Origin of the sequence: Pararobbsia silviterrae, assembly GCF_003628125.1 — a bacterium.
In the GTDB taxonomy this organism is placed as follows: domain Bacteria; phylum Pseudomonadota; class Gammaproteobacteria; order Burkholderiales; family Burkholderiaceae; genus Pararobbsia; species Pararobbsia silviterrae.
Genome location: NZ_RBZU01000015.1, coordinates 1 through 23,215 on the forward strand (window position 1 = coordinate 1; position 23,215 = coordinate 23,215).

Sequence of the window (23,215 nt, forward strand, 5' to 3'; positions counted from 1 at the left end):
CTCGCTTGGGATCTCGGACCCCGATTTCGGTTTGCGTGGCATACATGCTCCTTTTGGTACATGTTATGCCTCGAACACAAAATCTCTGACACTCTCTGAGGCACCCATCCGCATCGATGTCGACCGCGAACAACGACCCCGCAATGCAAAACAACACGACCGCCAACGGCGCCACCGTCAAGGCAGCGCCGATGTCGGTGGGAACCTGTCCCCCGCGAGCCCCCAAGACACGACTAAGAGCGCAGCACATCAGCAAGGCAACACCCCAACCCACCCCTCACCCCATAACCCGCTACGCCCCCTCCCCCGTCCGGAACGCAGACACCGCCGCGCGCAGTTGCTCAGTCTGATCATCGAGCGAACTCGCGGCCGCCGCCGCTTGCTCGACAAGCGCCGCATTCTGCTGCGTCACCTTGTCCATCTCCGTGATCGCGTGATTGACCTGCTCGATCCCGCGGCTCTGCTCATGCGACGCCGCCGCGATCGTGCCCATGATGTCGGTCACGCGCGCAATCGCGTCACTGACCTGACTCATCGTCTCCCCCGCGCGCCCGACAAGCTCGGCACCCGCCTGCACGCGCGTGCCCGACGTCTTGATCAATTCACGGATTTCCTTCGCCGCCGTCGACGAACGCTGCGCCAGACCCCGGACTTCGCTCGCGACCACCGCAAAACCACGCCCCTGCTCACCCGCGCGCGCCGCCTCGACCGCCGCGTTCAACGCCAGAATATTGGTCTGGAATGCGACGCTTTCGATCATGCCGATGATGTCGCCGATCTCCACCGAACTGCGCTCGATGCCCGCCATCGTCTCGACGACTTCACCCACGATCTTCGTGCCTTGCGACACGACATCGCGCGCCGCGTCAGCAAGACCATTCGCCTCGCGCGCATTGTCGGCATTCTTCTTGACCGTCGACGTCAGCTCTTCCATGCTCGCCGCGGTCTCTTCGAGCGACGCCGCCTGCTGTTCCGTGCGCGCCGACAGATCAAGATTGCCCGCCGCGATTTCCTTGCTCGCATTCGCGATCGACAACGCCGACATCTTGACCGTGCCGATCGCGTCAAGCAAACGCTCCTGCATCACGCGCACCGAAGCCAGCAAACTGGTGTGATCGTTAGCGGCCGTATCGACACGAACCGTCAAATCGCCCTCGGCGATCTGGCGACACACCTCGCCGACGTCTTGCGGATCGCCGCCGATCGTGCCGAGCACGCGACGAATGATCAACGCGATCGCACCCGTCAACGCAAGACCGACAACGATCACGACAACCAGCGCCTTGATCAAATGCGCGACGAATTCGGCGTCGATATCGTCGATATACGTCCCGGTAAAAACGTGCCAGTCCCACTCGGAAACATATTCGCCGTAAGCCAGCTTCGGCTGCGGCTTCGTCTCATGCGGCTTCGGAAACTGATAGTCGGTCAGATGCGTGCCGTCGAGATCGTGTTTGACGATCTCCGCCGTGAAATGCTTGCCCGTCGGATCCACGAGATCATTGATCGTGTTCTCCGTTTCGGGCCGCACAGGATTCAGCAACTGGAACAGCTTCGAATCCGATACGAGCAGATAACCGGCCTTGCCATAGCGAATCGGCCGAAGATGCGCGAGCGCAGCCTTCTGCGCATCGGCTTTCGACATCTTGCCGGACTGCTCCTGCTGCACGTAATACCGCACGACGCTGACCGCCGATTGGACCTGGTTCGCAAGCCCTTCGACGCGATCCTGAATCATCAGATTGCGTGTGAGCGTCGCACTCAGCGCCGACAACACGATCAGGCTGATCCAGACGAAAACAACCATGCTCCACAGCGAAGCCTTGAAGCTCAACTTTTTCATTTGCGCGCCTTATACCGATGCTATTGCGTAGGGGGCGCACACTCAGGCCCCACCTCTCTCAAATTGCCATATCGGTGCGAATGCACGGCGCACGCATGCGTGTTTTCACCTATTCAGCGTTACGGGTCGTTTCCCTTCAGCGTGCCTAAGCATCGAACGGATTGCGCACGACAATCGTGTCGCCACGCTCCGCGCCCGTCGTGACGATCGACACGGGCGCCTGCGCGATCGTTTCGATCCGTCTGATGAAATCGAGCGCCTGCGTCGGCAAATCACGCAGATGCCGAACGCCCTCGGCCGGACGCGTCCATCCGTCGAACCACTCATAAATCGGCGTGGCGCGCGCCTGCACGGCAAGGCTCGCCGGCAACACATCCGTGCGGCGTCCATCGACGTCATAGCCGACGCAGAGCGCGATTTTGTCGAATCCATCGAGCACATCGAGTTTCGTCAACGCCAATGAATCGATGCCCGACACTTTCACGCTCTGCCGCAGCTGCGCGGCATCGAGCCATCCGCAGCGGCGCGGCCGCCCCGTATTGACACCATATTCGCGGCCTTTTTCTCTAAGCCGCGCACCGAGCGCATCGTCGAGCTCGGTCGCGAACGGCCCTTCGCCGACGCGCGTCGCATACGCTTTCGTGACGCCGACCACATGCCCGAGACGCGACGCACCGCACCCGGTTCCCGTCGCCGCCGCCGATGCGACCGTGTTCGACGACGTCACATACGGATAGGTCCCCCAATCGACATCGAGCATCACGGCCTGCGAACCCTCGAACAGGATGCGCCGACCTTGCGCGTGCGCGGCATCGAGATCCGCCCAGACCGGACGCACGAAACGCAGCACGCGCGGTGCGATATCCAGCAGCATCGGCAACATCGCATCACGCGTGAAGCCGGCGAGACCCGCCCCCTTGAACCATGCATTGTGATGGTCGATCAGCGCATCGAGCTTGCGCGCGAGATGCTCCGGTTCGGCGAGATCGCACACGCGCAGGCCACGGCGACCGATCTTGTCCTCATAAGCCGGCCCGATCCCGCGCAACGTCGTGCCGATCGGTTGACGGCGCCGCTTTTCCTGCGCGGCATCCAGCGCACGATGGATTGGCAAGACGAGCGTCGCGTTGTCGGCAATCGCAAGACGGTCGGGCGTAACCGACACACCGAGTGCTTCGACACGTTCGATTTCCGCGAGCAGCGCTTCAGGATCGAGCGCGACCCCGTTGCCGATCACGCCGCGCTTGCCACGCACGAGGCCGCTCGGCAGCAGCGCAAGCTTGTAAGTCTTGCCATCGACCACAAGCGTGTGACCGGCATTGTGACCGCCGTTGTAACGCGCGACGAAATCCGCGTCGGCGGCCAGCCAATCGACAAGACGCCCTTTTCCTTCATCGCCCCATTGGGCGCCCACTACGACGACGTTTGGCATACCAAATCCGGTTCATGTGAAAATTCGACGCACGACATTCCGCTCTCTGTCGCCCTGCCTCGTCGATACCGGCGCCAATATAGTCGCGTGGAACGACGTGCATCAAACGATTAAACTTCGGACTTCGCGTGATTTAAATTCACACGATGCCGCCCATGAGCCGAAAACTTCCTCCATTGAATTCGCTGCGCGCTTTCGAAGCGGCTGCGCGTCTGAGCAGCTTTTCGCTCGCGGCCGATGAGCTCTGCGTCACGCATGGCGCAGTCAGCCGGCATATTCAGCAACTCGAAGCTTGGTTCGGCCATGCGCTGTTCGAGCGGTATAACCGTCGTGTCGTGCTCAACGAAGCGGGCGGCCGGTATCTCGCGGAAATCGGCGCCGCGTTCGACCGCATCGCGCTCGCCACGGCCCAGCAGATGCAGCGCGGACACGCCACGATCCTGCGCGTGAATGCGCCGGCCACGTTCTCGTTACGCTGGCTCGTCCCGCGGCTATCCGCGTTTCAGCTCGACCATCCCGCGATCGAGGTTCGTCTATCGACGTCGAACGAAGCGATCGAGAAGGTCCGCGACGAATTCGACATCGTGATTCGGGGCGGTCCGCATCGCGTCGAAGGCTATCTCGCGGACGAATTCCTGTCCGAGGTGCGTCTGCCGGTGTGCTCGCCCAAGCTGCTCAAGGGCAAGACGCTCAAGAAACCCGCTGACCTCGCGCATTTCACGCTTCTGCACGCGGCGACCTATCCGCGCATGTGGCCCGACTGGCTCGCGAAGGCCGGCACGCCGAATCTGACGCCGCGGCATACGCTGACGCTCGAACATTTCTATCTGACGTTGCAAGGCGCGCTCGACGGACTCGGCGTCGCGATGGGGCCGACCGCACTCGTCGCGGACGATATCGCCGAAGGCAGGCTCGTGCACCCATTCGACGGGCCCGCCCTGCCCGCCTGGCGGTATTTCTCGTATGTCGCGCTCGCGCGCGCCGAGGATCCGGCGATTCAGGCCTTTCGCGCATGGCTCGCGATCACGGGAAGCCATGCGGCACCCGACACGGCATAGTGCGGCATCCACAGGAGACATCCGTGACGCAACGCCCTCGTCGCAACGCATCGACCTCGTCGCCGACATCGACACCATCGCCGACGCCGCGCGGACCGTTGGCCTTCGATCCGCGCATCATGTTCACGCTTCGCGCCTCGCCGCCGCGCTTGCCGATCGCGTGGCGCGCCGCGCTCTGCATGTTCGTCCTCGCCGCCGCGGGGTGGCTTGCCGCCGACATCTCGGCGGGTCTCATGGCGACGATCGGCGCGTTTACATCGCTCTACGCGATTGATCGTCCCTATGCGAACCGTGCGCGCGTGCTCGCCGCGATCGCACTCGCGCTGGCCATGGCCGTTTCGCTCGGCGTCGAAGCCCAGCATGTCGCGTATGCGGCCGTCCCGCTCGTCGTATGTCTCGCCATGGCGGCGACCTGGATGTGCCGCGTGCTCGATATCGGGCCGCCCGGCGCGTATATGTTCTCGCTCGCGTGCGCGGTCAGCACGGCGATGCCGGTCGGCCACGCGTCCGCGCTGCGCCCCGGCCTCTACGTGCTCGTGGGCGGCGCGCTGTCCTGGCTCGTGCATATGACGGGCGCGCTATTCGTGCGTCGCGCACCCGAGCGAGCCGCCGTGGCGGCGGCCGCGCGCGCGGTCGCCCACTTCGTGGACCATGCCGGCACCGTCGACGAAGACGCGACGCGCAACCAGGCCGCGCTCGCGCTGCACCAGGCATGGACGATCTTGATCACCTGGCAACCCGCCTCGGCGCCGAAGGATCGCGCACTCGCACGCCTGCGCACGCTCACGCAGACCTTGCATCGTGTGTTCGCCGAACGTGTCGCGTCACGCGCGAACACGGCATCCGAAACAGCGGCGCTTGCCGCGCAAGCGCGGTCGATCGAAGCGCAGGCCAACGCAGCCGCGCGCGATACCTCGAACGCGACGCCGGCCGACATCGCCCAGACCGCCCCCCTTCCGATCGGGAGACTTCCGACGCGGCATCTGATCGCGGAACAGATGCGCCTCGATGCGCCGCTGATCCAGACGCTATTGCGCGTCGGCGCGGGCGTGGCGATCGCCGGATCGCTGAGCATGGCGTTCGGATTCGAGAAGCCGTACTGGGCGATGGCCGCCGCCGTCCTCGTCCTCCATCAAGGACTCAATCTCGCGCGGACACTCGAACGCTCGGTGGCGCGCACGGTCGGCACGTTCGTGGGAATCGGCGCGGCCGGCGTGCTGCTCGCGGCACAGCCCGGCGGCCTCTGGCTCGCGATCGCGCTCGCGGGCCTGCAGTTCGTCGTCGAAATGCTCGTCACACGCAACTATGCGTTCGCAGTCGTCTTCATCACGTCGCTCGCGATGCTCATCGCGTCGGGCGGCCATCGGGTCGCCGATATCACGGCCCTGCTGCTCGCGCGCGGTATCGATACGGCCCTCGGGTGCGCGGTCGGCGTCGCCGTCTCGATCGCGTTCGATCGATACGCCTCGGAGATCACACTGCGCGAGCGCGTCGCGGCGGCGCTCGATGCGACCGCGACGGTCGCGCGACACGCGGACACAGGCTCGGTGTCGTCCGTATCCGCGCTGCATGCGCGAAGCATGCTGCAACATCGGCTCGTCGCGCTGTCCGCCGCGTACGACAACGCGGTCCATGCACTGGCGCGCAAGGCCCGCCAGGCGCAGCGTTGGCACCCCGTTGTCGTCGCAACGGAACGGCTCGCGTACCGCGTGCTCGCGATGTGCTGGGAAATCGAATCCTCGGACACGCCGGGCGATGCAAAACCGAATGAGACATCGGACGCATTGCCTGATGACGCACGTCACGCCTTGGCAAACACGCTAGCCGGGATCGCCGGTGCAACCCATGCGCAGCAGCGCTTCACACCGGCCGCCCCCCTGCCCGAAGAATTCGCGACCGAGATCCGGGATCTGATCGACGCGCAAGCCGCGTTCGCGGCCGCGCATCGCGACACAATCTAAGGCGCTTCGTGCGAGATGGGCATGCAATCCCGTTCGAATTCAGTCGCGCTCGGTCAGGCGTACAAGCGGGTAAACATTTGCAAAGGCGGGTCATATACTGGCTAGGCAAGCGATTGGAGCGTCCCTCACACACCCGTCCGGACCCGGCCATGCTGACCATCGACCATATCCGCGCGATTCCGCTGTTTTCGTCGTTGCCCGAGAACGAACTCGAACGGCTCGCGCACACGTCCGCGGACCTGCATTTGAACGCGGGAGAATTCGCGGTTCACGAAGGGGGCGAGCGCGCGCTATATGCGGTGCTCACCGGCAAGATGGAGGTCATCAAGACGTTCGACGGCATCGAGCGCAGGCTGGGCTGGCGTTTGCCCGGCACCATCTTCGGCGAGGTGCCGCTCGCGCTGAGTTCGCCGTTTCCGGGCGCGTATCGCGCGGCCGAGCCCTCGCGCGTCATGCGTATCGATGCCCAGCATTACTACACGCTCGCCGCCGCGTCGCCCGAGGTCGCGCTGAAGATGGGCGCGCTCGCACGCGAGCGCATCGGCGGTCTGCAAGGCTTGTCGGCGGAACCGCCGAAGGCGCGCGTCACGATGATCGGTCATCGTTGGGACATCGCGTGCACCGCTCTGCGTCAATTCCTCGCGCGCAATCAAATCAGCTTCGACTGGATGACGCCCGATGCGCCCGAATTGCGTGCGCGCTGGCCGGGGACATGTCCGCCCGACAGCGATTGTCCCGTGCTGCGGCTCGTCGACGGGACCGTGCTGTGCCGGCCCGACACGCGTGAGCTCGCGCAACGGCTCGGTCTGCAGACGCAGCCGCGTCATCGCGAGTACGACACGATGATCCTCGGCGGGGGGCCGGCCGGACTCGCCGCGGCCGTCTATGGCGCGTCGGAGGGTCTGCGCACGATCGTCATCGAACGCGAAGCGCCGGGCGGACAAGCGGGGACGTCATCGCGCATCGAGAACTACCTCGGTTTCCCGAACGGCGTGTCGGGCGACGAACTCGCCAGCCGCGCCTTGCAGCAAGCCAAACGCCTCGGCGCGGAAATCCTTGTGACACGGTCGGTCACGCGCATCGACGTCGAGCGCCGCACCGTCCATCTCGACGCCGATGACGTGATCCGAGCACGCACGATCATTCTCGCGACGGGCGTCACGTGGCGTCGTCTCGCGATCGAAGGCTTCGACCGGTTCATCGGTAAAGGGATTTTCTACGGCGCATCGCGCAGCGAAGCGGACGCGATGCACGGGCTCGACATCCATCTGATCGGCGGCGGGAATTCGGCGGGGCAGGCGGCGCTGTACTTTGCGAATCACGCACGCAACGTGACGCTCGTCTTGCGGGGCGACGCGATCGAGAAAAGCATGTCGCGCTATCTTGTCGAGCAGCTTCGCGCGAAGACGAATATCGCGGTGCGGTTGCGCTCGGAAGTCGTCGGCGCGTACGGCGACACGCATCTGACCGCGATCGATATCCGCGACGGCTCGACCGCTGACGTCACGCGTCACGCATGCGGCGGACTCTTCGTCTTTATCGGCGCGGACGCGGAAACCGCCTGGCTGCCGACCGAGATCGCACGCGATGCGCGCGGCTATGTGCTGACCGGCGACGACGTCGTCAAGGCGGGACGCTGGACCCGAACGCGCGATCCGTATCTGCTCGAATCGAGCGTGCCGGGCGTCTTCGCGTGCGGCGACGTGCGGTTGAGTCCGGTCAAGCGCGTCGCGTCCGCCGTCGGCGAGGGCAGTATGGCGATCGCGTTCGCGCATCGCTTTCTCGAACTCGAAGGGCGCGCTCCTATCGCGTGATTCGCTTCACGCCATCATCAACCCAACTTCGCGCAGCGACCAAACGATCATCACACAGTCACCGAGCGGCCATCACGTGTTGCGCGTGATGGCCCGCGAACAGCCGGTCAATGCGTCGCGCACTTAAAGTTCGATGCGACATTCACGTCGCCGCTGCCCGTGTATTTCGGCCAGGACGGGTACTCGCACAGCGGGCGTGTGCGGCCATGCGCGTTCGCACCCGCATCGGCCACCACGAGATCCTTCGGCGCGACGCCGTGCTCAACCCATTGATCGAGCGCACCGAGCGAATCCCACGACGCGATGTACGTGCCCGTGCCGTGCCCGAAGCCCGGCACGATATAGAAGCGCATGAACGCATCGGCCTTGCGCTTGCCCACGCGCGCGACCAGACGCTCGTAGTAGTCGATCGTGTTGTAGGGACTCACGGCCGTATCGACCGAACCATGCATGAGCAACAGCTTGCCGCCATGCGATGCAAACGCCGACAGATCCACATCGTTCGCGTCGATGACCTTCGAGATGTGCTGCGTGCGAGCCTTCCATTGATTCGGATCGAACGTCAGCGAGTCGATGTTCGTATCGCGCGTGATGAAGTATCGAACCGCGGGATCCGAAAGCACATAGAGACCGAAGTCCGTCATCGGCGTCGGCGGACTTGACGGCTCGGCGCGCTTGCCGAACGTGAAGATCGACGACCAGTCACCCCCTTCGAGAATCGGCCAGCGCGCGAACGAGCGAACGCCGTTCGCGAGCGGGAAGCCGAATGTCACGCGCGAATCGATTGCCTTGACCGCGGCGATCTGTGCGTCCGACAAGCACGTATCGCCCGTGTCCTTGCCGCCTTCGCAGCGCAGCGCGGCAATCTTGAACGTCTTCCGGCAAGCCGCGACGTTGCTGATGACGCCGTCCTCGACACCGTCGAGTCCATCGCATGCCGCGAGGACTTCGCGCTGCAGCAACGCGACCTTGTTCGGATTGAGCCAGCCCGCGCCTTGGTGCGCATAGACCTTCTTCGACAGCGCATTCCCGTCGAGCTGCAGGATCGTGAAATCGTAGACCGGGTGCGTGGCGATCGCGCCATCGTAGTCCGCCGGCCATCGCTGGATCGCGAGGAAGGCTTCATGGCCGCCCTGCGAATTGCCCGCGAAATACATGCGCTTCGGCGCCGACCCATAACGGGCGTCGATCAGATACACGGCCACGTCGTGCGTTTTCTTGATCTGGCTGCCGCCGAAGTTGTCGAGCGCTTCTTCGTTGAGCGCGAACTTGCCGTCGACATTCGACGGACTTTGATGTCCGGAATCGCTCCCGAACGTCGCATAGCCCTGAGCCAGCGGCGTCGGTCCGGACATCGGTCCGAACGGCACCTGATCGAGCGCCGTCACGACGGTGCCGTTGTAGCCGCCGCCGCCGCGCTGCAAGGCTTTCCCGTTCCACGTCGTCGGCAGATTGAGTTCGAACTGGATATGCGGCGCACTCGGATCGACCGGATGAATCGCGCCCGTGACCTTGCAGAACTCGCCGTTCGCGTTGCCCGCATCGTTCGCGCCGACGAGCGTCGCCGACGAGACCGTCGCGCCTGTCGTCGGAAGTCCGATCGCGCTTGCGGGAATGGCCTTGCCGGCGAGGCCCGAACAGGCCGCGGCCGATGCCGACAGCGCGGTCGAAACGGCCGGCGCGGACGAAGCGTTCGCCGCCGAGGGCGCATGGCTCGCGCATCCTGCAATCCAAACGCTCGCGGCCATCATTGTCGCGAGCGTCATCGAAGAGGCTGTTCTTTTATTCATGTGGGATCCTGGAAGGTCGGCTCGGCGTGCGAGCCGTTCGGATTCGATTCGCGCACGTAAGCCGTGCGGCGCGAACGGTGCGGCCGCGCAGCGTTCACGGCAATTGTCGCAGACCGGTCCCGATTTCGTCGATGACCTCACGCGAGGTCCGGAGACGGTCGAACCGCCCCGACATCGCGTAAAATCGCGTCTCTCGCGACGGGATATCTAGCCCGAATTCGCGCCATCGCTCGAACCCTGATTGCCGTATGACTTCCGATATCAATCCCCACGCAAGCCTCGACGATTCCGCCGACGCCGACGTTGTTCACGAAGACCGTCTCTGGCGCGACAAGGGATGGACATGCCGTGTCATCAAGAACGAAGACGATGACGGCTGGGCTGTCGAGATGACGCAGGACGGCGAGGCCGAACCCGCGCTCGTGGGTCCCTGGACGATGGGACGCGACAAAAAAAATCCCAAGCCGCTCGACGTCTCTGCGTTCAATACGCTCGTCAAGACGGCATCCGAAGTGCTTCGCCGGCATGAACAGCAACTGCATGCGACGTTGCACAAGCAAGTCTGGGTCGACACGGCCAACGATCGAATCAGCGTGACGCTCGATATCGTGCCCGACGAAGACGATCCCCATGCGATGCTCGCCGCCGAAAGCGCGGACGGCGAACCGCTCGCGCGAATTCGCGTGACGCCTGCTTTCAAGCTCAATGCACGCAGCGCGGCACAGTGGATCGAAAGCGAGTATGCGAAGCCGAGCGGGTCCTGAATCGATCGGGTCGATCCAGTCGCTTCGCTCGATGCGCATTCGACACGCACATCGGACTTCGCGCGCCGCGGCCTTGTCTATGCATGGTCGACTCGAAACCGGATACGGCCGCCGCTCGATATCCATAACGTCACGGCCGAGATGCCGAGCAGAACAAGCGAGCTGATCAACAGCCCCACAAAGCCATGCACGGGATAGACCCAGCCCGCGACGGCCGATCCGAAGCCCATCCCGCTGTAAACGAACGACGCCGTCAACGCAAGCGCGATGCCCCGCACGTCGGGCGTGAGTTCGACGATACGGCGTTGCTGCGAGGGCCACACGATGTCCGTCGCAAAAGCCCAAAGCGTCAGCACGACAAACAACCATCCCATGCGCGCCGGTACGACCCAGAGTAACAGCAGATCGAGCGCGAGCAGGCACATGGCAATCGCCAGCATGCCCTCGGCGCTATATCGACGCGCCGCGCGCGTCACGAACAGATTGCCGGTCACGCCCGCGACACCGAGTACGACAAGCGACACCGAGATGAGATGCGGTCCCGCATGAAACACATCCCGGATGATCGGAGCAATGAACGCATACGTCGCGTACACGCCGGCACCGATGAAAAAGACCACGAGAAACGCGCTGATCGTGTCGCGTCGCACGAGCAATGATCGTATCGACGTCAACGGCACCCGTTCGCCGAGACTCGTGTTCGGAACGAATCGAGCGATCAACGCAGCCGTCGCGACGCCCGCGACGGCAACAATCACATAGAGCGCCCTCGGCCCCCAGGTTTGCGCGATCCACGATGAGACCGGGATGCCCACCATGCTCGCGACACTGAGTCCGAGCACGACCATCGCAATCGCGCTGCCCTGATGTCTGCGCTCGACGAGGCTCGATGCAAGCGCACCGAGCACGGGCGCGATCAGCGCGGCGCCCAAGCCCATGATCAGGCGTGCCGCGAGCAGCAGCGCGTAGTTCGGAGCGACCGCAAAAAGCAGCGCCGACGCGCTGAAAACCGAAACACCGAGCAACACTTGCGAGCGCCGGCGCAGATGCCCGAGCAACACCTGCAGCAAGGGCGCCGCAATCGCGAATGTGATACCGAACACCGAGATCAAATACGCGCTCTGCGAGTCGTGAAGATGCCAAGTGCGCGAGATCGGCTCGAGCGCACCGACGACCGACAGCGCGCCCGTCGCCTGCACGAAATAAGCGAGGCTCAGCGTGCGCAGTGCGAGCGCCGTGCGCGGCTCGATCCTCATATCGTTGTCGTTATGCGCTGACGCTAAGCGGTCGGCGCCCAGTGGTGTCGTGCTCATGATGTCGCTCCCGAGAGCCTCTGTGATGAATCGATGGCACGCATTCTGGTCCGCCGATCTGATGGCGTAAATGACGTATAGGGTTATAATTCGCGCCATTCACGTCGGAGCCTCGCGAATGCTGACCGAAGCGGTTCGTCTTGGCTAGGAGATGGCTCGACGCGAGTGCGAGTGCGAGTGCGAGTGCCAGTGCCAGTGCCAGTGAATCAGAGGAGCGCGCAATGCATCGATTGGGATACCTGCTCAGCGACGGCTTTCAGTTAATGGCGGTTGCGTCGCAAGCTGTATTCGAGGTCGCCAACAAGGTTAACGGCGCACCGTTTTACGCGATCGAGAACTTCTCCGTCGCGGGCGGGGAAGTGCGTTCATCGCTGGGCATGTCGGCGATGACGCGCTCGATCGGCACGCGCTCGCGGATCGACACATGGATCGTCGTGGGCGGGTTTTCGCCGATCAACGCGCCGCCTCCGGCGGACCTTGTCGCATTCCTGCGTCAGCGCGGTGTTCGTGCGCGGCGGATCGCGGCGATCTGCACCGGCGCTTTCGCGCTTGCCGAGGCCGGACTGCTCGACGGACGGCGCGCGACGACGCATTGGGACTACGCGAAGCTCCTGCAAACGCACCATCCGAGGATTCAGGTCGAAGCCGATCGCATTCACATCGCTGACGGTCCGATCTGGACATCGGCCGGGATGACGGCCGGCCTCGATCTCGCGCTCGCCATGGTCGAAACCGATCTGGGAGCAGACGTCGCTCGCTCGGTCGCGCATCAGTTGGTCATGCATCAACGGCGGTCGGGCGGACAGTCGCAACATTCCGAACTCCTCGACCTTGCGCCGAAGACCGATCGGATCCAGAACGCGCTGAACTATGCGCAGCAGAATCTGCGGGGTTCCCTAACGGTCGACGCGCTCGCCGAGGCCGTCAATATGAGTCCGCGCCAATTCAGCCGCGTATTTACCGAAGAGACCGGACAATCGCCGGCCAAAGCCATCGAAAACCTGCGGCTCGAGGCCGCGCGACTCATGATCGAGCAGAGCCGACACTCGCTCGACGTCGTCGCGGTCGAAACAGGCTTCAGGGATCGCCGGCACATGCGCGAAGTTTTTATGCGCCGATTCGGCGTGCCGCCGCAGACAATACGCCGCGAGGTTCGTCATCCGTCCGCGGCGCGCGCGGACGGCCCATCGTCCGAATCACGCATCGGCGCGTGACGCGTTGAACACCTCGAGCATCTGCGTATTCAAGCCATTGACGAACGCATGCTCGCCCGGTCCCGGGTTGTTGCGGAACGGCTTCGCGATCTCAACGAGCACCTCGTCGACATCCGTCCCCAACACCGCGACCGTTTCATCGATAAACGCATCGAGCGGCATCGCCTGCTCCGCCTCGCGGCTGTTCATCAGATCCGTGCGAACCCACGGCGGCGCGATCTCGAGAACGCGCACATTCGTGTCCTTGAGCAGGAAGCGCTGCGAAAGCACGTACGAATGCACCGCGGCCTTCGTCGACGAATAGACGGCCGTCATCGCAAGCGGAACGAATGCGAGCACCGAGCTGTTGTACGCAATCACGGCGTCTCGCTTCGTCTTCAGATGATCGATGAGCGCGGACGTCATGCGGATCGGCCCCATGAGGTTCGTCTCGATCGTCGACACCATCAGCGCGTCGTCAATATGACCGGCGGCCTCGTCGGGCAGCATGACCCCCGCGTTGTTGATCAGCACGTTGAGGTCCGGATAGTCGGCGACCAGTTGCGCCGCGACCTTCGCAATGCTCGCGGGATCGGTGATATCGAGTTCGATGGCCGCCATGCCGCGATTCGCCGCGACGACCTCGTCGAGATGGCTGCGCCGGCGGCCGCTGATGATGACCTGGTTGCCGCGCTTGTGAAGCGCCTCGGCGAGTCCGCGGCCGATGCCCGAACCGCCGCCCGTGATGAAGATCGTGTTTCCGGTGAGTTTCATGATCGTGCTCCTGTGGACCGCGTGGGTCCCGATGATCGTGCTGAGGTTGGAGGGAGTCAGGCAGCGAACCGGTCGCCGAACATCGGCAACCCGCTCACGGATTCGGCGCGCGTCGCTTCGTCCTGGAGGACGTCCCAGTGCTCGGCGAGCTTGCCGTCTTCAAAGCGAACGACGTCGGCCGCGATCCATGCGGCGGGCCGGCCGTTTCCCGAGAAGCGACCATGCGCGATCACGTAGTCGCCTTCGGCGACGATCAGCTGGTTCTCGTAGCGCAGCGTCTCCGGCAAAGTGCGGACCAGGTCGAACAGGCCTTCGCGTCCGGGCGCGATATGCGCGCTGTGCTGAATGTAGCGATCCGACCAGAAGCGCTCGGCCGCGGCGTAGTCGCGTCGATTGAACAGCGTGTCGAACGCTTCGAGCACGCGCGCCTTGTTCTGTTCGGGAGTCGTCTTCGCCATGATGCCGCCCTCATTCAAAAGATTCGGATCCCGGTTGTTGCGACTTGGATCGTCGCACCTTGGATCGTCGTTTTGCCGCTGCTGCCCGAATCGCCGGAGAGCAGGCTATACTCAAGACAATGGTGAATGACATTGTCTTGAGTGGATTGTCGGCGCGCCCTTTCGCAATGTCAATGGTGATCACCATTGTATTTTTCGATCAATCGCATTGGGTCGACGCGGGCCGGAGAGAGGGACGAATGGGTGTTTCGAGACAACAAGCGGCGGAAAACCGGAGCGCGATCGTGGCCGCGGCGGATAAGCTGTTTCGCGAGCGCGGGGTCGATGCGGTCGGGCTGGCCGAACTGATGAAAGCGGCGGGCTTCACGCAGGGCGGCTTCTATAACCACTTCAAATCGAAGGACGCGCTCGTAGCGGCCGTCATGGACAAGGCGCTCACGGAAGGCGGCGCGACCTATGCGTCATTGATCGACAACGCGAAATCGGCGGGCGTCGACCCGGTCAAGGCGCGCATCGACTGGTATCTGTCGCCTGAGCATCGTGCGGATATCGAGGCCGGCTGTCCGCTGTCGGGCTTTGTCGGCGACGCGCGACGGCTCGACGATGTCGCGCGCGGCGCGTATGCCGCCGGTCTCGCGATGAATCTCGCGGACTTCGCGAAGATCATCGACGAGACGCGGGCCGACGGCGCAAACAGCCGTCAGAAGGCGATCGCCGTGTTCAGTCAGATGGTCGGGACGTTGCTGCTGTCGCGCGCGGTCGCCGACGTGGATCCGAGTTTCGCGGAGGAAATTCTGGAAGCCGGGCGGCGGGCGTTGGCGGACGGTAGGACGGATACGGAGCCGGGGCATCGGGTAGGCAAAACGACGCGCTGAACATCAAGGCCGCCGCCCTCGCCAACTCGCACGTACAACGATGCGCGTCAAAGCGCGCCCGACATGTTCACTCGGCGTCGCGGCGCGCTTCGCCCAGTTCCGGCAATCCCGGGCTATCCGACGCCCGATAAAGAAGCTGGTCCCGACGTGCCTGTTTGACGAACGGATCCGTCACTTCATAGCGTCCGTGGTCCTTTCGCATGACGAGGTTCGCATCCGACAACGCAAGCAGCGCTGACTGAACATCCGTCACAGAGACATCGCGTCCCAATGCATGCGAATAGTCGCTCAATGCACGCGCGGAAAACAAACCCTTCGTCGCGTCCTGCGCCGCGCAGATACGCGAGAACACTTCGCTCGCGAGGCCGCCGAGCTGATCGAGTCGCGCGAGCTCGATATTGCCCGTCGACACCTTCAGCGCGTTGACGATGATCGGCAACTGCGTGTCGGCCGGCACGCTCCGATCGGCCGCACGCAACGCCTGGAATGCCTTGATCAACTCTTCCGGCTTGTAACCCAACTGCTGAAAGGCAGCGAATGCGACCCCGAGCGAAGGCGTCATCTCCTGAAGCTGCGATCGGGACTGATCGAGCATGAACTGAACGTAATCCTCCCCGAGGACCGGGAAAGGACGCGACTCCGCGCCCTGGAACGCCTGATTTCCGCGAATCACCAGCTCCTGGACCTGTGCCCGATGCGAGCCCGTGCCAATGAAAATGAACCGCCCGGGTGTGCCAGGGCGCATGTTGACCCGTTCGCGCGCCGCCTTCAACGCAAACAACAGATCGCCGCCTTGCTGGGTACCGAGTGTGTGCTGCACCTCGTCGACGATCAGCACGACATCGGTACGCACCTGATCGACCAGCTCCGTGATCGCCTCGGCCAGCGTCGTGCCGCCTGGCTTGCCGAGCTTGTCGAGATTCAGGCCGAATTTGAAGCCGGCGGCCGCCAGCTCGAGATGTGAAATGGCCTTGAGTCGAGACAACAGCGCCGAATGCGGCGCGCCGAGATCTTCGAGTGTCCTGCGAACCTCCGTGATCAGGAGATCCGCGGGATTCGCCTGCGGCTGAGCCCAAAGATCCGCGTACATCACGATCGCACCGCGACGTTCGAGTTCGGGAATCAGATCGAACTTCAGGAACGTTGTCTTACCGACCCGCCGCGGCCCAGAAAGGAATAGTCCTGACTGGAGCGTTTGCTCAAGCGCGCCCGGTTGGAGCAACTGCCGCGCCATGTCACTCGCCAAGACGGTCCGGTGATAGGTCAGGCTCATGATCTACAGAAAATTATGTGATTGCCATAATTATGGCTATTGCATAATTTTCTGTAAAGTCTCCATGCCGGCGACCCGGGCGATTGCTGGACAGCGTTCCAAGAGACGCCTGCCCGCGCGTCCATCGCTTTTCGCCCCTCGGTGCCTGCCCATCACCCCCGATCCCACGGCGGCACATCCGAAAACGCATCGGCAAGGAAATCGATCGCCGCACGCACCTTCGCGCTTACATGGCGACGGCTCGGATACAACGCGAGCACGTCGATGTCGGGCAAGCGATAGTTCGGCAACACGCGCACGAGTCGGCCCGCGCGAAGGTCGTCGCCGATCAGAAACGTCGGCTGCCAAATGATGCCGCGTCCGGCAAGCGCCGCCGCGCGCGCCGTGTCGCCGTTGTTCGTATGCATGACGCACTGCACGCGCACAGGATGCGGCCGGCCTTCGTCGTCGGCCAGTTGCCACGCGTCTCCGGTCGCCGCGTACGTGTAGCCGATGCAGGGACGCCCGATCAGATCCGCCGGCACGACCGGGTGCCCCCACTGCGTCAGATACTCGGGCGACGCGCACAACACGTTTCTCGACGTCGCAAGCTTGCGCGCGGCATGATCGACCGTGCCGGCCCGCGAGATCCGGATCGCAAGATCGAACCCCTCCTCGACGATGTCGACGACACGATCGATCAGCGCGACTTCGAGCTCGACATCGGGATACCGCGCCATGAATCGCGGCCAAAGCGGCGCCAGATGGAGCACGCCGAAACTCACCGGCGCATTGATCCGCAAACGCCCGCGCGGTTCGATCGACGCGCTCGTCAACACCCCCTCGGTCTCCGCGACATCGTCGAGAATCGTCGTGCATCGCGCATAAAGCGTCTCGCCGCCCTCGGTCAACGACAACCTGCGCGACGTCCGGTTGAGCAAGCGCACGCCAAGATGCGCCTCGAGTTCGTTGACGTAGCGCGTCACGTTCGCGGGCGACGTGTCGAGCGCATCGGCCGCGCGCGCGAAACTCCCCCGGTTGACGACCATGACAAAGACCTCGAATGCACGCAGCCGGTCCATGGAGCACTCCGATCATTTATAAAAACTGAATCATACGGTCAGAATCTTGGCCTTTCCGTCTCAAGAAGCGAATCATAAAGTTCACATCACGGCGCCGGGCATGACGCTCGGCCCACCCCAAACCGGAGATTGAACATGCAACGCTTGTCAGGAAAAGTCGCCATCGTCACGGGCGCAAGCTCGGGTATCGGCCGCGCGGCCGCCAAGCTGTTCGCCGCCGAAGGCGCGAAGGTCGTCGTGGCGGCGCGCCGCGAGGCCGAACTCGATACGCTCGTCAAGGAAATCGAGCATGACGGCGGCGTCGCCGCCTCGCTCGCGGGGGACGTGCAATCCGAAGACTTCGCGAAAGCGCTCGTCGCCCTTGCCGTGAGCCGCTTCGGCCGTCTCGACATCGCGTACAACAACGCGGGCACGCTCGGCGAGCTGGGTCCGACGACCGGCGTCTCGGAAGCCGGCTGGACCGCGACGCTGGCCACGAACCTCACGAGCGCGTTCCTGGGCGCCAAACATCAGATCCCCGAGATGATCAAGCACGGCGGCGGCTCGATCCTCTTCACGTCGACGTTCGTCGGTTACTCGTTCGGGTTTCCCGGCAGCGCGGCTTATGCGGCAAGCAAGTCCGGCATCATCGGACTCACGCAAGCGCTCGCGGCCGAATACGGCGCGCAAGGTGTACGCGTCAACGCGATCCTGCCCGGCGCCGTCGATACCGATATGTACCGCGACATGAACGACACGGCCGAGTCGCAATCGTTCATCACGGGCCTGCATGCGCTCAAGCGCGTCGCGAAACCCGAAGAACTCGCGCGTGCGGCGTTGTACCTCGCGTCCGACGACGCATCGTTCGTCACGGGTACGGCGTCGTTGGTCGACGGCGGCGCATCGATCACGCGGACATGAGCCGCGAGCCGTTGCCGTGAGGATCCCGCAGAGTCTTCACGGCCGTCACGCTCGCGTGCGCTAGGTGCGCTGGGTGCGCCCGGTGCGCCCGGTGCGCGGACGAAAAAAAACGCGCCGGGGTCGGCGCGTTGTCTTCTGCGGTCTATCGAGCGTTCGCGACCCGCGCCGGCATGCGGTCCCGGACCGCTCGCGCGGCCGGCGGGCGGAACGCAGGCGCCGCGACGACAGCTGAACGCATCGCGCCGTCGTCGACAAGCTTGAACACGGCAACCGCGTGGCGCAGCGCATCGGCCTGACTTTCGAGCGACTGCGCGGCGGCGCTCGCTTGTTCGACAAGCGCGGCGTTTTGTTGCGTGACGGAATCCATTTGCGTGACGGCCTGCGAGATCTGATCGATACCGCGACTTTGTTCGACCGTCGCGGCCGCAATCTCGCTGATGATGTCGGTCACGCGCTTGACCGAGTCGATGATGCCCGTCATCGAACGGCCCGCATCCTCGACGATCGACGCACCCGCATGGACGTGCGCCGTCGACTGCTCGATCAATTGCCGGATGTCCTTGGCCGCGCTCGACGAACGTTGAGCCAGATTGCGCACCTCCGACGCCACCACCGCGAAGCCGCGCCCCTGCTCGCCCGCGCGTGCCGCCTCAACGGCCGCGTTGAGCGCGAGGATATTCGTCTGGAACGCAATGCCTTCGATGAGGCTGATGATCTCGTTGACCTTGCCCGCGCTTTCGCCGATATCGGTCATGACCGCCACGACGCGCTGCACCGCGTCGGAGCCTTGTTGCGCCTTGTCCGAGGCGGCTTCCGACAAGCGCGCCGCCTCGTTCGTGTTCTCGGCGTTCTTGTGCACGGTGCTCGTCAGCTCTTCCATGCTTGCCGCGGTTTGTTCGAGCGATGCGGCTTGCTCCTCGGTACGCGCCGACAAATCGACGTTGCCCGCCGCAACTTCACGCGTCGCCAGCGCAATCTGTTCGCTGCCCGCGCGCACCGTACGGACCGTGGTCACGAGGCTCTCCTGCATCGTCGCGAGCCCGCCGATCAACAGCCCCATTTCGTCGCGCGACGACACGTCGATGCGATGCGTGAGATCCCCGTCGGAAATCCGGTCGAAATGTCCAAGCGCGCTTGTGAGCGGGCGGCCGATCGCGTGACGCAGATTGTTCCAGGTCAGCAGCGCGGCCAACACGCCGACAGCGATCGCAACCCAGACCACGGCGCGGAAAATCGCAAACGCGTGTTGCTGCGCGAGATACGCGCGCTTGGCGCCGTCGAACACGGCGTCCTTAAGCTTTTGATCGCTCGCGGTGAAATCCGCGTAGTAGCCATTGTTCTCAAGCGCCGCGCGCATGATGGTTTTCACATCACCGCTTTTGATCGATTGCGCGAATGCATCAAGGCCCGCGGAAAAAATCTTGCGCTTTTGCGCCACGTCCTGGACAAGCCGATCCTGCTCGGCATCGCGCGGAAGCGCGGCGAATTTCGACCAGATCGCATCCGCTTGCGTCGCGAAAGCCTTCGATTTGTCGATGATCGCATCGAGATCCGGCGCGCTCGGATCGAGCGCGGCACGCAGCAGCGCAGCGCGTTGACGCGCCATCACGATCTCGACTTCGCTGATGCCGGTCACGGCGGGCAGGTCGTTGCTATAGGTATCGCGATTCGCGTGGTTGCTGTCGGTCATGCCGACGATGCCGAGCATACCGATCAACAACAACAGAGACGCGAGCACCGCCATCGCGATCGCGAGACGCGTCTTGATTGAAACCGTCATGAGCGCTCCAGGGTCCGGCTGGAAAGGGTCGATAAATATTTTTTTATCCGGCTCCCGCAATTACGGCATCGAAAGGTTCGACTTTAGAAAAGCTGAAGAATCGGACGACCGAAATTCGAAGCGCATCGCTTAGCAATGCGACACGCTACGAATGCACTCGGTGTAAACGCTAGGAAAAATACAGGCGGGATGTGCAAACGCGCGATGCGTGCGGAACGCATGTGTGATGCATCAACGCCTGATATCGGACTTCGTCACGGTTATGTGCCGTTATTTGAGCGTCATCGGCACGTCATTGATTTCTGCTTGATGCGCATCACGCCGAATCAACTCATGAATCACGCACGTATCCGACCTAGTCGGATTGACGACGCGGTGTCGACAGCGATGCGTGCTCGCGCGCGTCCTGTTCGTCGGCGGCCGAGGCAAGCGCCGCATGCCGCATCAGCGGGATCAGTCTTGCCGCGCCCCATGCGGCGACGAGCAGCACGCCCGCCAACAACGACCATATCGCGCTCGCCGACCAGTGCAGACCAAGCAGATAGCCGCCCGCCATCGAACCGATCACCGAGCCGATGCGGCCGATGCCGAGTGCCCAGCTCATGCCGGTCGCGCGGCTCGACGTCCGGTAGAACGACGACGTGACGACGTGCGCACCCGTTTGCGCGCCGCCGGTGCCGACACCGATCGCGAACATGAGCGGCAACAGCACGATCGCCTCGGTTCCGACATGTCCGGCAGCCAACAACGCGAGCACGCCGACGCCGAACGACACCGCGAGCACGCGACACGGACTCCAGCGGTCCATCAAATAGCCGAGTCCGATCGAACCGAGCGCGCCGCCGATCTGGAACGTCGAGGTGAACGCCGCCGCGCGCACCATCGTCATGCCGAGATTGGTCAGCAACGTCGGCAACCAACTGTTCAGAAACAACAGCACGAGCAGGTTCGCGAAGTAGACGACCCAGATCAACACGGTTCCGTGACGCACGTCGCGTGCAAGCAGATCGGCGACCGGAAAACGGCGGCGCGTATCGGGATGCGTCGCGAGGTCGACGGCGTCGATATCGGCGTGCGGGAACAGCCGCGACGCAATCCGAGCGATCCGCGCGCCCGCATCGTCACGCAAGGACAGAAAACGCAGCGACTCGGGGATGCCGAGCAGCAAGGCCGGCAGGAACAGTATCGGCAACATGCCGCCGGCGACGAGTACCGCGCGCCAGCCGAAGTCCGACACGATCCATGCGGCGGCGAGCCCGCTGATTGCCGCGCCTGCCGTGAAGCCGCAGAACATGGTCGTGACCATCAGCGAGCGATGGCGTCGCGGGCAGTATTCGGACGTCAGCGTAATCGCGCAGGGCATCGTCGCACCGAGTCCGAGGCCTGCGAAGAAGCGCAGCGCAATGAATACCGGCATGGATGTCGCGAGCGATGCGGCGAGCGTCAGCAGTCCGAACACAGCGACGCTCGCGATGAGGATCGTCTTGCGGCCGAAGCGATCCGCGAAAGGACCGATCGCCATCGCGCCGACCATCAGCCCGAACACGCCCGATCCGAACAACGGCGCGAGTTGCGGCGGCGTAAGGCCCCATTCGGTCTTGATCGCGGGCGCGAGATAGCCGACCAGGATCGAATCGAAGCCATCGAGCAGCACCGCGAGGAAACACAGCACGCCGATCCGGATCTGCGCGCGCGACAGCGGCTGCGAATCGACAAATGCTTCGAGGCTCAGGCGCGCGTTCGCCATGACCAGTCTCCGGCTCGTAGTGTTGTCGGCATCGACACGGTTCTGTTGCGCGGACGTGTCGTTTGAATCGTCGGCGCTAAGGCTTCTTGTTTGGCTTAAGCCATCTTGACGTTCATGAGCTTCTTCAGCTTTTTGAGTTTCTAAGGCTTCTAAGGCTTCTAAGGCTTCTAAGGCTTCTAAGGCTTCTAAGGCTTCTAAGGCTTCTAAGGCTTCTAAAAATGATCGAGCGTCGCGCGCTTCTCAAGCGCCTTAAGACGATCCGCATAACGCTTCCAAAGCGCCCACGGCTTGCCGATCGCGCCCATATTCGTGTCGTCGGCTTGAAGTGCTTCGTCTTCGTCGAGATACGTCACGGGGCCGCCGAGCGCGATCGCCTGCTGCTGAATCGTCGCGTTGCGTTCCGTATAGATCGCGCGATAGACGACGCCGGGAATCGACGTGCTCGTCGCGACAAAGCCATGCCCGCGCATCAACGCGATCGCCGACGATCCGAGCGCCTGCGCGAGCGCCGCGCCTTGCTCGGCGCGACGGACCAACATATCGGTACAGCCGAAACAGGCGCGGATATCGAAGACCGGCGCGCCTTTCGCGAGAAATCCGGCCATGTGATAGACGGGACGCAGCGGCTGCGTGACGATGCCGAACGGAATCACGGCCGGCGCATGGCTGTGCACGACCGCGCGCACATCGGGCCGCGCGCGATAGATCTCCGCATGAATCGGCACCTCGAGATACGGTTTCGCGTCCGCGCCTTCGGAGATCGAACCGTCGAGCCGCATCGTGATGATGTCGTCGATCTCGACGAGTTCGGGCGCGCACGAGCGCGAGATCAGGAATTCGCCGGGACGCTCGGGATGACGCGCGCTCACATGACCGAACGCATCGAGCACGCCCTGATGCGCGAGGATGCGATTCGCGGCGACGAGCTCGTGCTTGAGCGCGAGGAGACGGCTGCCGGCATCGATCGAAGGGGTATCCATGGCGAATCCTTATTCGAGGACGGTCAGTCTAGTCGCGCCGGGCGATGGTGTCAGTCGGGTATTCCCGGACCCGGGCGACGCACATCGCCACGGTCGACATTGCGGCCCGTTACACGCGTCGTTGCGCGCATCATATGTGCCGCATATGCACACAGATACGATCGACGCTTCCGGCAAGCGTCCCGACGACGCATGAAGC

The 23,215-nt window shown here is 63.6% G+C and carries 18 protein-coding genes; 7 read left to right on the forward strand and 11 right to left on the reverse strand.

Features of this window, described 5'->3' with window-relative positions:
* Positions 1-292 precede the first annotated feature (292 nt).
* Complete coding sequence (locus tag D7S86_RS24585) at positions 293-1,843, reverse strand: methyl-accepting chemotaxis protein (protein ID WP_121090398.1); 1,551 nt, start codon at positions 1,841-1,843, stop codon at positions 293-295.
* A gap of 145 nt (positions 1,844-1,988) precedes the next feature.
* Positions 1,989-3,275, reverse strand: a complete 1,287-nt coding sequence (locus tag D7S86_RS24590) for an adenylosuccinate synthase (RefSeq protein ID WP_121090400.1) — start codon at positions 3,273-3,275, stop codon at positions 1,989-1,991.
* Between the two features lie 155 nt (positions 3,276-3,430).
* On the opposite strand from D7S86_RS24590, the gene gcvA reads away from it, so the two are divergent.
* From gcvA to D7S86_RS24605, 3 genes are all read left to right on the forward strand, one after another.
* Positions 3,431-4,333, forward strand: a complete 903-nt coding sequence (gene gcvA / locus D7S86_RS24595) for a transcriptional regulator GcvA (protein ID WP_121090402.1) — start codon at positions 3,431-3,433, stop codon at positions 4,331-4,333.
* A 23-nt stretch (positions 4,334-4,356) separates the two neighbouring features.
* Entirely contained in the window at positions 4,357-6,294 is a 1,938-nt protein-coding gene (locus D7S86_RS24600) for an FUSC family protein (protein ID WP_158602083.1), read from the forward strand.
* 149 nt (positions 6,295-6,443) lie between these two features.
* Positions 6,444-8,108, forward strand: coding sequence for an FAD-dependent oxidoreductase (locus D7S86_RS24605; protein WP_121090406.1), 1,665 nt, complete (start codon positions 6,444-6,446; stop codon positions 8,106-8,108).
* Positions 8,109-8,215: 107 nt separating this feature from the next.
* Here D7S86_RS24605 and D7S86_RS24610 read toward each other — a convergent pair whose 3' ends face one another.
* A complete protein-coding gene (locus D7S86_RS24610; protein ID WP_240648394.1) occupies positions 8,216-9,898 on the reverse strand; it encodes a tannase/feruloyl esterase family alpha/beta hydrolase in 1,683 nt (560 codons plus the stop codon).
* 248 nt (positions 9,899-10,146) lie between these two features.
* Between D7S86_RS24610 and D7S86_RS24615 the strand changes: the two genes are divergently transcribed.
* The gene (locus D7S86_RS24615) at positions 10,147-10,662 is read left to right on the forward strand and encodes a hypothetical protein (protein WP_121090410.1); all 516 of its coding nucleotides are present in this window, start codon (positions 10,147-10,149) and stop codon (positions 10,660-10,662) included.
* 77 nt (positions 10,663-10,739) lie between these two features.
* Here D7S86_RS24615 and D7S86_RS24620 read toward each other — a convergent pair whose 3' ends face one another.
* Positions 10,740-11,975: an MFS transporter gene (locus D7S86_RS24620; RefSeq protein ID WP_240648395.1), complete on the reverse strand. Its 1,236-nt coding sequence runs from the start codon at positions 11,973-11,975 to the stop codon at positions 10,740-10,742.
* A 221-nt stretch (positions 11,976-12,196) separates the two neighbouring features.
* Here D7S86_RS24620 and D7S86_RS24625 point away from each other — a divergent pair, with 221 nt between their 5' ends.
* Positions 12,197-13,189: a GlxA family transcriptional regulator gene (locus D7S86_RS24625; protein WP_121090414.1), complete on the forward strand. Its 993-nt coding sequence runs from the start codon at positions 12,197-12,199 to the stop codon at positions 13,187-13,189.
* On the opposite strand, the gene D7S86_RS24630 is transcribed toward D7S86_RS24625, so the two are convergent.
* Together D7S86_RS24630 and D7S86_RS24635 are read right to left on the reverse strand one after the other, a co-directional pair.
* Positions 13,172-13,942, reverse strand: coding sequence for an SDR family oxidoreductase (locus D7S86_RS24630; RefSeq protein ID WP_121090417.1), 771 nt, complete (start codon positions 13,940-13,942; stop codon positions 13,172-13,174). The genes D7S86_RS24625 and D7S86_RS24630 overlap by 18 nt on opposite strands.
* Before the next feature lie 56 nt (positions 13,943-13,998).
* Positions 13,999-14,400, reverse strand: a complete 402-nt coding sequence (locus tag D7S86_RS24635; RefSeq protein ID WP_121090419.1) for a nuclear transport factor 2 family protein — start codon at positions 14,398-14,400, stop codon at positions 13,999-14,001.
* Between the two features lie 239 nt (positions 14,401-14,639).
* Here D7S86_RS24635 and D7S86_RS24640 point away from each other — a divergent pair, with 239 nt between their 5' ends.
* On the forward strand, positions 14,640-15,275 hold the full coding sequence (locus D7S86_RS24640; RefSeq protein WP_121090421.1) for a TetR/AcrR family transcriptional regulator: 636 nt from the start codon (positions 14,640-14,642) through the stop codon (positions 15,273-15,275).
* Between the two features lie 67 nt (positions 15,276-15,342).
* On the opposite strand, the gene D7S86_RS24645 is transcribed toward D7S86_RS24640, so the two are convergent.
* Positions 15,343-16,548 (reverse strand): AAA family ATPase, encoded by a 1,206-nt coding sequence (locus D7S86_RS24645; protein ID WP_205962889.1) that lies wholly within the window; start codon positions 16,546-16,548, stop codon positions 15,343-15,345.
* A gap of 152 nt (positions 16,549-16,700) precedes the next feature.
* Entirely contained in the window at positions 16,701-17,609 is a 909-nt protein-coding gene (locus tag D7S86_RS24650; RefSeq protein ID WP_121090423.1) for a LysR family transcriptional regulator, read from the reverse strand.
* A gap of 135 nt (positions 17,610-17,744) precedes the next feature.
* On the opposite strand from D7S86_RS24650, the gene D7S86_RS24655 reads away from it, so the two are divergent.
* Positions 17,745-18,509: an SDR family oxidoreductase gene (locus D7S86_RS24655; RefSeq protein ID WP_121090425.1), complete on the forward strand. Its 765-nt coding sequence runs from the start codon at positions 17,745-17,747 to the stop codon at positions 18,507-18,509.
* 142 nt (positions 18,510-18,651) lie between these two features.
* On the opposite strand, the gene D7S86_RS30465 is transcribed toward D7S86_RS24655, so the two are convergent.
* The 3 genes from D7S86_RS30465 to D7S86_RS24675 all read right to left on the reverse strand — a co-directional run bounded on the left by D7S86_RS30465 (position 18,652) and on the right by D7S86_RS24675 (position 23,016).
* Positions 18,652-20,289: a methyl-accepting chemotaxis protein gene (locus tag D7S86_RS30465; RefSeq protein ID WP_121090427.1), complete on the reverse strand. Its 1,638-nt coding sequence runs from the start codon at positions 20,287-20,289 to the stop codon at positions 18,652-18,654.
* 355 nt (positions 20,290-20,644) lie between these two features.
* Positions 20,645-22,036 carry an MFS transporter gene (locus D7S86_RS24665; protein ID WP_121090429.1) on the reverse strand — a complete coding sequence of 464 codons (1,392 nt, stop codon included), beginning with the start codon at positions 22,034-22,036 and terminating at the stop codon, positions 20,645-20,647.
* 212 nt (positions 22,037-22,248) lie between these two features.
* Positions 22,249-23,016 (reverse strand): class II aldolase/adducin family protein, encoded by a 768-nt coding sequence (locus D7S86_RS24675; protein ID WP_121090431.1) that lies wholly within the window; start codon positions 23,014-23,016, stop codon positions 22,249-22,251.
* Positions 23,017-23,215 lie beyond the last annotated feature (199 nt).